This is a genomic window from Bacteroides mediterraneensis (genome assembly GCF_016900355.1).
Taxonomy (GTDB): domain Bacteria; phylum Bacteroidota; class Bacteroidia; order Bacteroidales; family Bacteroidaceae; genus Phocaeicola.
Map to the genome: position 1 here is coordinate 1 of NZ_JACJKA010000040.1, position 13,630 is coordinate 13,630.

At 41.0% G+C, this 13,630-nt stretch carries 12 protein-coding genes and 1 tRNA gene; 8 read left to right on the plus strand and 5 right to left on the minus strand.

Going from position 1 to position 13,630, the window contains the following annotated elements; genetic code table 11:
- The first annotated feature begins 252 nt into the window (after window positions 1-252).
- The 3 genes from glf to H6A28_RS14335 are packed head-to-tail and all read left to right on the plus strand — an operon-like array spanning window position 253 to window position 3,375.
- Window positions 253-1,362 carry a UDP-galactopyranose mutase gene (gene glf / locus H6A28_RS14325; protein ID WP_204480928.1) on the plus strand — a complete coding sequence of 370 codons (1,110 nt, stop codon included), beginning with the start codon at window positions 253-255 and terminating at the stop codon, window positions 1,360-1,362.
- A 6-nt stretch (window positions 1,363-1,368) separates the two neighbouring features.
- Window positions 1,369-2,394 carry a galactofuranosyltransferase gene (locus tag H6A28_RS14330; protein WP_204475577.1) on the plus strand — a complete coding sequence of 342 codons (1,026 nt, stop codon included), beginning with the start codon at window positions 1,369-1,371 and terminating at the stop codon, window positions 2,392-2,394.
- A gap of 3 nt (window positions 2,395-2,397) precedes the next feature.
- Window positions 2,398-3,375 carry a glycosyl transferase family 90 gene (locus tag H6A28_RS14335; RefSeq protein ID WP_204475576.1) on the plus strand — a complete coding sequence of 326 codons (978 nt, stop codon included), beginning with the start codon at window positions 2,398-2,400 and terminating at the stop codon, window positions 3,373-3,375.
- A gap of 6 nt (window positions 3,376-3,381) precedes the next feature.
- Here the strand turns inward: H6A28_RS14335 and H6A28_RS14340 are convergent, their stop codons facing one another.
- Complete coding sequence (locus H6A28_RS14340; RefSeq protein WP_204480929.1) at window positions 3,382-4,293, minus strand: glycosyltransferase; 912 nt, start codon at window positions 4,291-4,293, stop codon at window positions 3,382-3,384.
- A gap of 138 nt (window positions 4,294-4,431) precedes the next feature.
- On the opposite strand from H6A28_RS14340, the gene H6A28_RS14345 reads away from it, so the two are divergent.
- Both H6A28_RS14345 and H6A28_RS14350 read left to right on the plus strand, forming a co-directional pair.
- Window positions 4,432-4,806, plus strand: coding sequence for a GtrA family protein (locus H6A28_RS14345; protein WP_204480931.1), 375 nt, complete (start codon window positions 4,432-4,434; stop codon window positions 4,804-4,806).
- Between the two features lie 6 nt (window positions 4,807-4,812).
- Window positions 4,813-5,754 (plus strand): glycosyltransferase family 2 protein, encoded by a 942-nt coding sequence (locus H6A28_RS14350; RefSeq protein WP_204480933.1) that lies wholly within the window; start codon window positions 4,813-4,815, stop codon window positions 5,752-5,754.
- 67 nt (window positions 5,755-5,821) lie between these two features.
- Here H6A28_RS14350 and H6A28_RS14355 read toward each other — a convergent pair whose 3' ends face one another.
- Together H6A28_RS14355 and typA are read right to left on the minus strand one after the other, a co-directional pair.
- Window positions 5,822-7,525, minus strand: coding sequence for an ArnT family glycosyltransferase (locus tag H6A28_RS14355; RefSeq protein ID WP_204480934.1), 1,704 nt, complete (start codon window positions 7,523-7,525; stop codon window positions 5,822-5,824).
- A gap of 121 nt (window positions 7,526-7,646) precedes the next feature.
- On the minus strand, window positions 7,647-9,452 hold the full coding sequence (typA, locus tag H6A28_RS14360) for a translational GTPase TypA (protein WP_204480938.1): 1,806 nt from the start codon (window positions 9,450-9,452) through the stop codon (window positions 7,647-7,649).
- Between the two features lie 150 nt (window positions 9,453-9,602).
- Here typA and H6A28_RS14365 point away from each other — a divergent pair, with 150 nt between their 5' ends.
- Together H6A28_RS14365 and rpsO are read left to right on the plus strand one after the other, a co-directional pair.
- Entirely contained in the window at window positions 9,603-10,598 is a 996-nt protein-coding gene (locus H6A28_RS14365; RefSeq protein WP_204480943.1) for a cation diffusion facilitator family transporter, read from the plus strand.
- 114 nt (window positions 10,599-10,712) lie between these two features.
- Window positions 10,713-10,982 carry a 30S ribosomal protein S15 gene (gene rpsO / locus H6A28_RS14370; protein WP_072541391.1) on the plus strand — a complete coding sequence of 90 codons (270 nt, stop codon included), beginning with the start codon at window positions 10,713-10,715 and terminating at the stop codon, window positions 10,980-10,982.
- A 66-nt stretch (window positions 10,983-11,048) separates the two neighbouring features.
- On the opposite strand, the gene H6A28_RS14375 is transcribed toward rpsO, so the two are convergent.
- Window positions 11,049-11,120, minus strand: a tRNA-Arg gene (locus H6A28_RS14375).
- 228 nt (window positions 11,121-11,348) lie between these two features.
- On the opposite strand from H6A28_RS14375, the gene H6A28_RS14380 reads away from it, so the two are divergent.
- Entirely contained in the window at window positions 11,349-12,449 is a 1,101-nt protein-coding gene (locus H6A28_RS14380) for an acyltransferase (protein WP_204475570.1), read from the plus strand.
- 146 nt (window positions 12,450-12,595) lie between these two features.
- Here H6A28_RS14380 and H6A28_RS14385 read toward each other — a convergent pair whose 3' ends face one another.
- Window positions 12,596-13,351 carry a NigD-like protein gene (locus tag H6A28_RS14385; RefSeq protein ID WP_204475569.1) on the minus strand — a complete coding sequence of 252 codons (756 nt, stop codon included), beginning with the start codon at window positions 13,349-13,351 and terminating at the stop codon, window positions 12,596-12,598.
- Window positions 13,352-13,630: the final 279 nt, after the last annotated feature.

Sequence of the window (13,630 nt, forward strand, 5' to 3'; positions counted from 1 at the left end):
CAGCCATTTGTATTAGACTGCAAAGTTGCAAAATCAAGTCCGTTTCATTTCAAAAGACCGTGTAATTGACTATATTTCAATAATTTCAAAGAACTATTTATCCACTTTTACGGGACAGTAGTGATTTTGGTATAAACATCTGCCTTTTTATGTGTAGTATCCGTACTAAACATCTAAAAGAAAACTGTTAATTCGTACTTTTTATGTAGCTTTGCGAAAAGCATAAGTAGGAATCAATATTATTGGAACGTGATGAGAAAGTACGACTATTTGATTGTAGGAGCCGGATTGTTTGGCGCAGTTTTTGCTCGTGAAGCGACATTGGTAGGGAAAAAATGTCTGGTGATAGATAAGCGTAGCCATAAAGGAGGGAACCTATATTGTGAGGATGTGGATGGAATTCATGTTCATAAATATGGGGCTCATATTTTTCATACGGACAATAAGGAGGTATGGGATTATGTAAATGCATTGGTCCCGTTCAATGGTTTTATAAATTCTCCCTTAGCTCGTTTCCATGATAAGCTTTATAATCTTCCGTTTAATATGAACACTTTTCATCAGCTATGGGGGGTGGTGACTCCGGCAGAGGCCAGAGAAAAACTAAAAGAACAATGTGCCGCATACAGCCATATTGTAACGCCAGCTAATCTGGAAGAACAGGCTTTGAAATTATGTGGAAAAGATGTGTATGAATATCTGATAAAAGGTTATACAGAAAAACAGTGGGGACGTTCTGCAAAGGAACTTCCTGCATTTATCATTCGTCGTGTACCTTTTCGCTTTGTGTATGATAACAATTATTTCAATGACCGTTATCAGGGAATACCTGAAGGTGGATATAATGCGTTGATTGATGCCTTATTAGAAGGAATTGAGGTGCAATTGGATACAGATTTTCTGAAGAACCGGAGCCATTGGCAAGAGGTTGCCGATCGAATCTTGTTTACGGGTTGTATCGATGAATTCTTTGATTATCAATGCGGTCATTTGGAGTACCGTAGCCTGCGTTTTGAAGAGAAAAGACTGGAAATAGATGATTTTCAGGGGAATGCAGTGGTGAATTATACGGCACGCGAGATCCCTTATACCCGTGTGATTGAACATAAACATTTCGAATACGGAAAGCAGCCCCATACCGTAATTACTTATGAATATCCGGATTCTTATGAACCGGGTAAAGAACCTTATTATCCCGTAAATGATACGCGTAATGGGGCGATGTATCGTCAGTATCGGGAGTTGGCTGCTCAATGTGAGAATGTATTGTTTGGCGGACGCTTAGGATTGTATGCATATGCGGATATGGACGATACGGTAGCTGCTGCGTTGAAGGCATGGAAGAATGAATATAATCGATGAAAAGGTATGAGAAATTGTTATTTGTCGCGTAACTATAAAGGCGTGAATGGGGCTGGAAATAAGGCAAAGACCGACATTGAGCAGGTTATGAAGCAGAATGGGTACGTGAATGTCGGCTTTCCTCAAACACGTTATACGAATACGATACTGGCTTTCTTTGTTACATTGGCAAGCGTGTTGAAAGCATGCTTTTCATTGAAGAAAGGAGATAGACTGGTTTTACAATATCCGTTGAAGAAATATTTTACTTTTGTCTGTCGGGTAGCTCACTGGAAAGGAGCCAAGGTGGTGACTATTATCCATGATTTGGGTAGTTTCCGTAGCAAGCGCCTTACTGTGAGTCAAGAAATACACCGTCTGCGTCATTCTGATGTGATTATTGCTCATAGTGAGTCAATGAAAAACTGGCTTGAGGCCCAACACTTGGAAAGACCTGTAGTTGTACTTGAGATTTTTGATTATTTATCGGATAGTAAACCTTCCGATATATTACCGCAGGAGAATGAGTATAAAGTAATGTTTGCTGGTGTACTTTCTCCTAAGCATAATGCTTTCCTTTACAAACTGGCGAAGCTGCCAGACCGTGTATTTAAGATTGTGTTGTATGGAAGCGGATTGGATAAAGAGTATTTAGAGGGTGCTGCGGTGGAGGATAAAGGCTTTGTGACTTCTGACGAGTTGATTCAAACGGCAGAAGGGCACTTTGGATTGGTTTGGTATGGACCGGAACTGGAAGGGGGACATGGACCCTTGGGAGAATATCTGCAATATAATGCTCCCCACAAGATGTCCTTGTATTTGCGTTGTAATTCTCCTGTGATTATTTGGGATAAAGCAGCGTTGGCTCCTTTTGTGAAAAAACATCAGGTGGGACTTTGTCTTTCCTCATTGGCTGAATTAAATCAAGTCTTGAGTGAGATGAGCGTGGATGATTATTGTAATATGAAGAGAAACGTGCAAGTAATAAGTGCAAGACTGGCTCAAGGATATTATGTGAATACGGCACTCCAGTCTGCTTTTAAATGCATTTAGATTATGAAGAATACGTTGGTTTATAAACTCAGAAGTGGAAAGAAACCTAAATTTGTTTATTATGTAGTAAATTACCTTCGTCAGTTGGAGCCTAAGTTTTTGTTTCGTTGGCGGTTGAAAAAGGAACTGGCCTCGTTGGCAGGGCGAAAAGATGAAGAATATATCAGATGGAGGGTGGATTATTATAATCAACTCTCTCATCCTGTGACTTTACCTTTGGATGCAAAGCCCCTTGCTACGCACAAGATGAAAAGTCCTAAGGTTTATTATTTTGATACCTATGAATATACGAGATGGTTCCCTCAGCATTTGAGATGGGGATTTCTGCCAGGAGATATTATCCATGTGCCTTCTTATCCTTCCATTGTGAAAAGTCGACCTTTGGTAGACCATAATGAGAATTCAATTCTTATGAAATTAGACAAAGTACGTCACTTCATTTTTGTACATGATAAGAAGAATTTCACTGAAAAGCAGGATAAGATTATTTTTCGTGGAAAAGTAAAAGGTAAGGATTCCCGCCGGAAGTTTATGCAGATGTATTTTGGACATCCCATGTGTGATTTAGGAGATGTCAGTAAAAATACGACTGATCCAATAGAATGGAGGACGGAGAAAAAAACGATTACAGAGCATTTAGATTATAAATTTATAATGGCTTTGGAGGGTAATGATGTCGCAAGTAATCTAAAGTGGGTCATGTCTTCTAATTCAATAGCAGTGATGCCGCGTCCCACTTGTGAAACTTGGTTTATGGAAGGGACGTTGAAACCTAATTATCATTATATTGAGATAAAGCCTGATTTCTCAGATTTGTTGGAGCGTGTAAATTATTATATTGCACATCCGGCTGAGGCAGAAGATATTATTCGTCATGCCCATGAGTATGTGTCCCAGTTCAAGAATAAAAAGAGAGAAAAGTTGATTTCTCTCCTTGTTCTTGAGAAGTATTTTCGCATGACGGATCAGGGATGGGAATAGATGGGTTTATTGTGGCTTAATGTATTCAATCTTCGGATTGAACTTTAAGCCGTCTTGACATCCTCTTTTTATTTCTTTTTTGATAAATGCGCGGCATTCTTTGTCTTTTATTTTTCTGATTTTGCGCATATATCTACGATATTTGTTGAGAATAGAGAGATAGAATAGCAGCCTGTTGGGCTTATTTTTCCGCGCCATAAAGGTGGTATTCCGGGCTTGGTAATAAAATTTCCATAAGTCTTTTTGAGGTGTATCTTCAATATGTGGAGCATAGTTCTTTCCCGTTTTATGAACAACCACACTTTTTTCAATGTAATATCCTTTATAACCAGCCTTAATCATTCGGTCGGTGTATTCAATATCATCGTGCCAGATAAAGAATTCTTTAAGAGGTAATCCTACCTGGTAAATGGCTTTAACATCGAACATGACGGACACAAAAGTGCAATTCGTGCAAGACATTCCACAGATGGATGGATTATCTGGATTTGTAATTTTTTGTATGGGGTGTACAAGGCCTGGTTTGTTCATTTTATGCAGACTTCCGTCTGTCCAAATCACTTTGCTGCAAACGAATCCTGTTTGTGGGGATATGGAAAATCCTTTGACCAGTTCTTCTAAAGCCTGGGGGGTAGGAATGGTGTCGTCATCCATGACCCATACATATTCACATCCGGAAAGAACGGCCTGTTTGATTCCTTCATTAAAACCGCCGGCGCCTCCTATATTCTTTGTCATGCGTATGTTTTGAATTTGTGGGTCGTTCAGTTGGGCAAGATAATCTGGCGTGTTGTCGGTGGAACAATTATCTATAATAAATATTTTATGTAAAGGATATGTTTGTTGTTTTAAGGCGGTTATATTTTCTTTTAATAACTCTATTCTGTTATAGGTTACAACTACGCAATTGACAATCATATGAGATATTTTTTTAGTTGAATAAAAGTGATTAATTAAATATTCGTTTAGGTTTAGGTTTTGCTGGGATAAAGATACTCTCTTTTTATGGATTTACCAATAATTCGTTTTATCTTTGCTTGGACTAAGAGGGTAGATATGAAGCAGAAATGGATGCATGAAGTGGTTCGTTTTGGACTGGTTGGCGGTATTGCCACGTTGTTACATTATGGAATCTATTTATTTATGCAGCAATATGTGGAAGTGAATATCGCTTATACCGTAGGTTATGTAATTTCTTTTTTATTGAATTTTTATTTGACTTCTTGTTTTACATTCCGAGTGAAACCTTCATGGATGAAAATGTGTGGTATGGGGGTGGCTCATGGAATCAATTATTTGTTGCATATATGTTTGCTTAATCTGTTTTTATGGATGGGAATATCGAATGCATGGGCTCCCGTTCCTGTCTTTTGTATAGCTATTCCTGCCAATTTTTTATTGGTCCGTTTTGTTTTTAAGTCTAAGAGATAATCTATTATGAATCTGGTTATTGTTGTACCTTGTTATAATGAGGAGGAAGTTTTACCTGAAACGAGCCGGCAATTGCACGCTATTATAGAAGAATTACGGCTGGGAAGGAAAATTACGGCTGGCAGGATATTGTATGTGGACGATGGAAGTAGAGATAAAACTTGGTCGCTGATAGAGTCGTTGTCTACAGAATATCCGGAAATCTCAGGATTGAAGCTGGCTCATAATGTAGGACATCAGCAAGCTCTATGGGCCGGTATGGAGTGGGCTGCAGTGCATGCTGATGCGATTGTATCTATTGATGCAGATTTACAGGATGATGTACGGGCTATTATTTCCATGGTAGATGGCTATCATCAAGGCATGGATATTGTGTATGGGGTTCGTAGGGAAAGGAATAAGGATACACTCTTCAAAAAGTATACGGCATTATTCTTTTATCGCTTCATGCAATTCTTAGGAGGTGATATTGTGTATAATCATGCCGATTTTCGGTTGATGAGCCAGCGTGCCTTACAGGCTTTGATGAGTTTCCCAGAGCGCAATCTTTTCTTGCGTGGTTTGGTATGCTCATTGGGATTTCCTTCCTCTGTAGTGTATTATGACCGTCAGGAACGTTTTGCCGGAGAATCTAAATATCCTTTTAGCAAGATGTTGAGTTTTGCATTGGATGGGATAACCTCTTTCTCTGTGAAACCTTTGCGCTATATTGTAGTACTCGGAATACTATTTATCTTGGTTTCACTTGCTGTAATTATTTACGGGGTGATTATTTATATGGATGGGAAAGCCATACAAGGATGGACTTCTTTGTTAGTTTCAATTTGGTTTATAGGAGGGTGTATTCTTACGAGTATAGGTATCATTGGAGAATACGTTGGTAAGCTTTATAAAGAGGTGAAACGTCGTCCTCGGTATTTTATTGAGAAGGAAGTTAACCTGTTTTGATAATGTATAATAGTAAAAGGCTTCCTCAATTTTGGGGGAAGAAAATAGGGAAGCCTTTTTATTGTCTTTATCGTGCGATGGTTTCAAATGTATATAGATGTACTATATCTTTTGTGTCGCAGCTTCTCTTATGGCTGTTGAATATGTCGATAAATTTATATTGCGTACCATATTTTTCTTCCAGTATCTTGAAATCGTTTTCTCCAACCAGTAAGTAGCCTGTGGCTGGCATTCCGGGCTGGTTGAATTCTCCAATCCGGTCATTGTTATAGAAATTGATTGTGAAGAAGTGCATCATGTCAGTAGAAATATACGAATAAATCTTACCTTCTGGAATGATTTTCTTGATTTCTTCTGCAATGGTCTTGTCAGACTTTGTATTTAAGACGGCGGGCTGATAAACTCCGTCGAGTGAAAGGAACAAAGAGATGATAATTGCAAGGCTTCCATATATATTTCTCAGTCGGGAATAAGTGAGGCTGCCGATTGCGGAGAGGAATGACAGGATGAGGAGTATGCTCGTCAGGAAATCTATAGGTAGATCTTTAAGTGCATTCATGTAAGCAATGTTTTCTGCTGCATGTTTGCCCTGGAAGATGGAGTCGGGTATCCATCCTATTTTGACTGCTGCAAATGTGCAAAGCAGAAGGAGACTGATGATACTGAGAGTGTATCTGAAAACGGTCAATGCCTTTGGTGCTTTTTTGATGAGCCAAAGGATATAATAAGACAGGAAATATGCGATAAATGGATAGATAGGCATTAAATAGACGCTCCGTTTGCTTTTGGGAATGCAGTAAAATATGAAAATCAGGAAGAAGCTCAGGAAGGAGAATAAACGTACGTCATCTGTCTGCCTGATTCGGGTGAGAATGTGTTGCCAGCGGTGAGGAAAATTAATTGTTTTAAGCTTTCCATATGGAAGAAAAAACAATGAAAATAAAGCCAGCAGTGTATAGGGGGTGAAGCCGGCTAATACGGTAATGACATTATAATACCATGGGTTCTCATGACTTGCGTAAGACATTTTCCCCATGAAACGTCCAAAATTTTCTTCCATGGCCAATGACAGGAATGTATCACCTCCTATTTGGTAGGCGGCGATATACCATAAAGAGGGAAGAATACATGCGAGTAGGGCAAATCCCATGAGTGAGAAGACTGTACGCCAGATCTTGGCTCCTTTTATTAAAAGAAATACTCCTGTGACGAAGCAAGGAAGGATGATGCCGACGGGGCCTTTGGTAAGCGTGGCACCACTCATAAACAGTATAGCTAACCAAGGTATTCCTTTTTGTTTGTGTTCGTACCACTGATAAAAACGAAATAAAGTGAGAACGATAAATGCAGTTAATACCATGTCTACTCTACAGTTTATGCCGGCACGATGAATCTCAAAATTGGTCAGTGTGATGAGGCCTGTTAGAAAAGCAATTTCCTTTCCACTTCGCGGAGCATAAAAGCGGTAGCAGGTTAAAATCATTGCAATTAGAGCTATAGCAGACGGTAGTCTGGAAGTGTATTCGCTTACATGCCCTGTGAGTGTGGAAAAGATTGCGATGCACCAATGAAAGAACGGGGGTTTATAAGGGATATCTACTCCATTGTTGATGGGTAAGATCCAGTTATCGTACTGAATCATGGATAATGCGACCACGGCTTCTCTCGGTTCTCCTTTTGTGTGGAAGAATGTCATCCCAAGGAAAGGCAGTAGGACAAGAATACAGATTCCTGTTAGAATAAAAAATAATGTTTTTGAGTCTGCTTTCATTTGTATAGGTATATTATAGGGTGATTTCACGTGATATAAAACCAAGAAGTGGAGAACCTGTTAAATTTATTTGGTTACAAGTTCTCCACTCTTAGTATTTTATATCAATGATAATGTATGCTTACGCGTTCTTGTTGGCACGCTTGCGTTCCGTTTCATCCAGAATGATCTTACGCATACGCATGCTCTTCGGAGTTACTTCTACGTATTCATCTTCCTTGATGTATTCCAGTGCTTCTTCCAGTGAGAAGATGACCGGCGGAATGATACGGGCCTTGTCATCAGAACCTGAAGCACGCATGTTGGTCAGCTTCTTTGATTTGGTGACATTGACTACCAAGTCATTTTCGTGAACGTGTTCACCGACTACCTGTCCGGCATAAACTTCCTCCTGCGGATAGATGAAGAACTTACCGCGGTCTTGCAGCTTGTCGATGGCGTAAGCAAAGGCAGTTCCTGATTCCATGGCAATCATGGAGCCGTTGGTACGGCGAGGAATTTCTCCCTTGTACGGCTGGTATTCCTTGAAGCGGTGAGCCATGATGGCTTCTCCCTGAGAAGCAGTCAGCACGTTGGTACGCAAACCGATGATACCGCGTGATGGCATATCGAATTCGATGTTTACACGGTCGCCCTGTGTTTCCATGGACACCATTTCACCTTTACGGCGGGTAACCATATCAATCATCTTGCTGGCGAACTCTTCGGGTACGCTGATGGTCAAATCTTCAATCGGTTCACATTTTACACCATCTATTTCTTTGAAGATAACCTGCGGCTGTCCTACCTGAAGTTCGTAGCCTTCACGACGCATGGTTTCAATCAATACAGACAAGTGCAGCACACCACGTCCGGAAACGATCCATTTACCATCTTCGTTTTCTGTCTTGCGTACGCGCAATGCCAGGTTCTTGTCGAGCTCTTTCATCAGACGGTCGTGGATGTGGCGAGAAGTTACGTACTTACCTTCCTTACCGAAGAACGGAGAATCGTTGATGGTAAACAACATACTCATAGTCGGCTCGTCGATAGCGATAGGAGGCAGCGGTTCTGGGTTGTCGTAATCGCAGATCGTATCACCGATTTCGAAGCCTTCTACACCTACAATGGCACAGATATCGCCTGAAGAAACAGACTGTACTTTCTTACGTCCCAGACCTTCGAAGGTATGTACTTCCTTGATTTTTGATTTAACCATCGTGCCGTCGCGTTTGGTAAGTGTAATGTTCATGCCTTCGCTGATGGTTCCGCGGTGTACACGGCCTACGGCAATACGACCAGTATATGAAGAATAATCAAGTGATGTGATCAGCATCTGCGGAGTTCCTTCCAACTGTTGGGGAGCCGGGATATATTTTACGATGGCATCCAGCAGCGGAGTGATGGTTCCGGTTGGAGTATTCCAGTCTTCACCCATCCAGTTGTTCTTGGCTGAACCATAGAGTACAGGGAAGTCCAGCTGGTCTTCTGTGGCGTTGAGGCTGAACATCAGGTCGAATACCATTTCGTATACTTCTTCCGGACGGCAGTTTGGCTTATCTACTTTGTTGACCACCACAATCGGCTTCAGCCCGATTTGAAGAGCTTTCTGCAGTACGAAGCGGGTCTGTGGCATCGGACCTTCGAAGGCGTCTACCAGCAGAATACATCCGTCGGCCATGTTCAAGACACGTTCTACTTCTCCACCGAAGTCGGCGTGTCCCGGAGTATCAATAATATTGATTTTTGTACCATTGTAATTGATGGAAACGTTCTTGGAAAGAATAGTTATACCTCTTTCACGTTCCAGGTCGTTGTTATCCAACACCAGTTCACCGTTGGTCTGGTCGTTGCGGAACAGATGTCCCGCCAACATCATTTTGTCCACGAGGGTAGTTTTACCGTGGTCAACGTGGGCAATAATGGCAATGTTTCTAATGTCTTGCATACTATACCTATAATTTGTGCGCAAAGGTACGATTTTTCTTCGAAAAAATCATTGTTAATAATAAAGAATAAGAGAAAGAATCAGCGATTGTCTGAATACTTTTTACAGGAACTCATTAACTTTGCTGCCCGTTTTAAAAATAGAGAAGGTATGAACGAGGAACAGCTTAAGCAAAGAGTACAAAAAAGAATTGTTCTGATTTCTTCTTTGATACTGATAGGGAAGTTTGCCGCTTACTGGCTGACGAATTCTGTAGGAATCTTAACGGATGCAATGGAAAGTATTGTCAATGTTGTAGCAGGAGTGGTGAGCCTTTACAGTTTGCATTGGTCGGCACAGCCCAAAGACAAGAGCCATCCTTTCGGGCATGGGAAAATGGAGCAGGTTTCAGCGTCCATTGAAGGTATTCTGATTACGTTTGCCGGGATACTGATAGTGTATGAAGGAGTGTATCATTTGTTTTTCCCAGTCGGGATACGGAAACTGGATGTGGGTATTTACATCGTGGCGTTTTCCGGACTGATTAATTATCTGATGGGATGGTATAGTGTGCATATCGGGAAGCGGTATAATTCAATGGCTTTGATTGCAGGGGGGAAGCATCTGCAGTCGGATACGTATTCTACCATCGGACTGGTGGCGGGGTTGCTGTTGCTTTATTTCACGAAAATAGCCTGGATTGATAGTGTGTTAGCTTTTTTGTTTGGAGGAATTATCATTGTGACGGGAATTTCTATCTTGCGCAAGACGATTGCGAATCTGCTGGACAAGGCGGATGAGGCTTTGCTGAACGAGATTGCTCAGGAACTGAATGAGAAGCGTTCGCCCGACTGGATAGATATTCACAATGCGAAAGTCATCAAATATGGAAGCTATCTGTATATGGATTGTGATTTGACGCTTCCTTGGTTCTATACCATTGAAGAGGGACACCGGGAAGGAACCCGTTTGAAGCAGATTCTGGAACAGAAATATGCCGACTGGATTCAACTGACGATACACTTGGATCCTTGTACTGTTTTTGAGCAGGCCAAGTGCAGGAGCTGTTCCTGCCAAAAATGTCAGACACGTAAAATGCGTTTTGAACAGGCCGATCCGATTACATTGGCTACATTCATTGAACGTGCCAACGAACGGAAGGATTGACTTCTTCTTGAATTTGTTTGTGAAAAAAAGCGTGAAAAGAATTGTCGTTTAAAAGATTATGTCTATCTTTGCAACCGCAAATCAAATTTATACATTTTAATAAACAGTCAAATTATGTATTTAGACGCAGCTAAAAAACAAGAAATCTTTGGAAAGTACGGAAAGTCTAACACTGATACTGGCTCACCTGAAGCGCAGATAGCATTGTTTTCATACCGTATTTCTCACCTGACTGAGCACATGAAGCTCAACAGAAAAGATTATAGCACTGAAAGAGCTTTGACAACTTTGGTAGGTAAGCGTCGTTCTTTGCTGAACTACCTGAAGAGCCGTGATATCGAAAGATATCGTAACATTGTCAAGGAACTTGGTCTTCGTAAGTAATCCGTTACTTGCTGCAGGCAAAAAAATAAGCCGCTTTTCTTTCGGGAAGAGCGGCTTATTTTTTTGTACCCTCGTCGGGAATCGAACCCGAATCAAAAGTTTAGGAAACTTCTATTCTATCCGTTGAACTACAAGGGCAACTTTTGCAAAAGTAAGTCTTTTTATTGAATATTCCTGTCTTTGGTCTGAAAAAAGCGGTTTACAGGTGATTTTTTGGCTGTTTCCCATTGCTTCGAATGTACTTGCGTTTTTTTGAGAAGTGTTTTTTATTCTTAAATTTGCAAGAAAAGACGAGGCGCATGAGGGATTTTGTGCAATGTTCTTGGTGAAATAGGAAACTAAAGTCGGATTAAGTTTTACATAAATATGAGTGATTCAAATAGAATTGTCTTTATTGATTACATCCGTGTAATTGCTTGTTTTCTGGTGATGCTGGTACATGCCAGTGAGAATTTCTATTGTGTCTCAGCCGATACCACCATGTTGGCTAATGAGAGTAACCGTTTCTGGGTAGCCTTTTATGATGGTGGGTTGGGACGTATCAGTGTTCCTTTGTTTATGGTAGTCAGTGCTTTCCTGCTGGTACCCGTCAAGTCTGGTATGTCCATGGGTGATTTCTACAAACGTAGATTCAAACGCATTATTCCACCCCTGATATTTTTCATGTGGGTGTATTGTTTCCTGCCTTTGGTATGGGGACAGACCACCTGGGAGCAGGCTTGGCATGATTTCAAGCTTTTGCCATTTACTTTCCCTTCCCTGGCTGGGCATCTGTGGTTTATGTATCCGCTTATCTCACTTTACCTTATTATTCCTATTGTCTCTCCGTGGCTGGAACGGGCTTCGGCCAAAGATGAACGGTTGTTTCTTTGTTTCTTCCTGGTCTCTACCCTGGTTCCTTGGCTTACCCGGTTTGTAAGTGCAGATTTGTGGGGAACCTGTTTCTGGAATCCTTATTTTGGCATGCTTTATTATTGCTCGGGCTACTTGGGTTATTTGGTGATGGCCCACTATATTCGTGTGCATTTGAAGTGGAATAGGGGGAAGCGTTTGAGAATAGGTATAAGTTTGTTTGTAATTGGAGCAGCATTCACTGCATGGTCAGCTTGGTATGCGGGAGTTCCAGGTGTTGTCATGCAAACTCCCAGCTATGAATGGTCGTGGGAATTTTGTACGCCTAATGTGTTGTTGGCTACTTTTGGAGCATTTTTGTTGTTTACCTGTATCGAAAAACAGAAAGCCCCTGGCTGGATTACAGGCATCTCGAAGTTAAGTTTCGGCATGTATCTGATGCATATACTGTTTCTTTCCAATATTGCTCCTCTCTTCATGCCCGAAGGACCGGCAGATCCAGTTCTTCCGATTTACTTGACTATTCCTTGCATCGCTATATTGTGTTTTGTAAGTTGTGTGGTTACGACCAAACTAATCAGTCTGATACCTGGAAGCAAGTGGGTTATCGGATAATGGAAACGTTCTGTGAGTGAAAACTTCTTGAATGGGAAGATCTCAGCGTTAAGAATATAGTTGATTGAAGTTTAAAGTAGGAAATCCTCCTGGGTTTAGTTAGTTGAATGACTTGAGGCTAAACCAGGAGGATTTTTATATACATATTATTTGACTTTCTCAATATAACGGATGGAGGTTATTTCCGTAGCTTGCGGATTGGTTGCTTCTCGGGTGCAATAATTGAACTGGGCCGATTTCTCTCCGCTGAAGGAGTTCCATTTCAAGGTAAGTTTGACTGTCTTTCCTTGGGTATCGGGCAGTTCATTCAGTTTGAATGCAACCAGTCCATCTCCCATTCTCCCGTTGAGGTCGCCAAAGGCATTGTGTCGGAATTCCACTTCATACGGGTTTTCTGGATTTTGTGTACTGATCAGGTTCACGAAATGCGGTTGTCCGTTTCCCCATCGGGTGGCGAATCGAAGTGTCAGATATCCGTCTTCTGCAATCGTTATCCAGTCGTTGAGAATTTCCACCGGGTCGTTACCGTAAGTCTGCATGTTGGCTGTTTCTCCCAGATTGGCTGCCATGGGCTTGGTCAGGATACTGTCAATCCAGTTGACGAATACCGCTTTGTCATAGCCTTGGGTGGCTTCGTCAGAGAAGTCGAAGTTAGTCAGGGCTCTTACTTCTTTCTCCCCAAAGGGAGAAGTGGTCATGTTGACCGGACGCAGGGTGGTGCTGTCATCCAGTTGCAGGTACGGCGTATTGTCGGCACTTAGTTTAACGGTAACAAGTGCGTTGGCATAATAATGTGAAAGATAGAAGGTGTCATCGTCATTCTTGCAAGACTGAACACCCATAGAAAGGCATACAGCCATCAGAATCATGAAGCCTTTGTGAATAAATGATAGAGTTTTCATAATGATTTTTTTAGTTATTTCTTTTTTATATGGTATATATAGAATGTAGAAAATACGGAATCCCTGCATGTAAAATTGTTAACTCCTTAAAAAATATACGATGGGGGTCATGGTAATGTTTAGGAATATCAGATAATTATTTATTGGTAGAATAGACTTTATATAGATTAATTTATTATATGACTCATTTTGTGCGTGATTCTGAAGTTGTGTAATCCACAAGCAATAAGAATCACCATATCTTCGAAACCGAATTTATGGCATCTGAATCGTTCTTTA

Excerpts from the sequence above, each read along its gene's own strand:
- glf (WP_204480928.1), top strand. The coding sequence starts at position 253 with ATGAGAAAGTACGACTATTTGATTGTAGGAGCCGGATTGTTTGGCGCA.
- H6A28_RS14330 (WP_204475577.1), top strand. The coding sequence starts at position 1,369 with ATGAGAAATTGTTATTTGTCGCGTAACTATAAAGGCGTGAATGGGGCT.
- H6A28_RS14335 (WP_204475576.1), top strand. The coding sequence starts at position 2,398 with ATGAAGAATACGTTGGTTTATAAACTCAGAAGTGGAAAGAAACCTAAA.
- H6A28_RS14340 (WP_204480929.1), bottom strand. The coding sequence starts at position 4,293 with ATGATTGTCAATTGCGTAGTTGTAACCTATAACAGAATAGAGTTATTA.
- H6A28_RS14345 (WP_204480931.1), top strand. The coding sequence starts at position 4,432 with ATGAAGCAGAAATGGATGCATGAAGTGGTTCGTTTTGGACTGGTTGGC.
- H6A28_RS14350 (WP_204480933.1), top strand. The coding sequence starts at position 4,813 with ATGAATCTGGTTATTGTTGTACCTTGTTATAATGAGGAGGAAGTTTTA.
- H6A28_RS14355 (WP_204480934.1), bottom strand. The coding sequence starts at position 7,525 with ATGAAAGCAGACTCAAAAACATTATTTTTTATTCTAACAGGAATCTGT.
- typA (WP_204480938.1), bottom strand. The coding sequence starts at position 9,452 with ATGCAAGACATTAGAAACATTGCCATTATTGCCCACGTTGACCACGGT.
- H6A28_RS14365 (WP_204480943.1), top strand. The coding sequence starts at position 9,603 with ATGAACGAGGAACAGCTTAAGCAAAGAGTACAAAAAAGAATTGTTCTG.
- rpsO (WP_072541391.1), top strand. The coding sequence starts at position 10,713 with ATGTATTTAGACGCAGCTAAAAAACAAGAAATCTTTGGAAAGTACGGA.
- H6A28_RS14380 (WP_204475570.1), top strand. The coding sequence starts at position 11,349 with ATGAGTGATTCAAATAGAATTGTCTTTATTGATTACATCCGTGTAATT.
- H6A28_RS14385 (WP_204475569.1), bottom strand. The coding sequence starts at position 13,351 with ATGAAAACTCTATCATTTATTCACAAAGGCTTCATGATTCTGATGGCT.